This window comes from Aquirufa sp. TARAVU-A1A (genome assembly GCF_054558675.1).
In genome coordinates, this window is record NZ_JBPXKP010000020.1 from 1 (window position 1) to 262 (window position 262).

General features: G+C 42.7%; 1 tRNA gene. It reads left to right on the top strand.

Annotation, left to right across the window (positions count from 1 at the left end):
• The first annotated feature begins 27 nt into the window (after positions 1 to 27).
• Positions 28 to 104: transfer RNA gene (locus tag V7S75_RS12075), tRNA-Ala, on the top strand.
• Positions 105 to 262: the final 158 nt, after the last annotated feature.

Here is a 262-nt window from a genome sequence, read left to right on the forward strand (position 1 = left end):
AGCAATAGATTAAGCAAAACAATCCCTGGGGGATTAGCTCAGCTGGCTAGAGCACCTGCCTTGCACGCAGGGGGTCAACGGTTCGAATCCGTTATTCTCCACCAGAGTTTAATTAGAGTTTAGAGTTTAGAGTTAAGAGTTAAGAGTTAAGAGTTACAGATTAAGCGAACGAGTTTAATCAACAGATTGAAGGAGTAACTAATGACTAGCGACTAACGACTAGTGACTAGCGACTAAAAACACCACCCCTACCCTTTCCAAA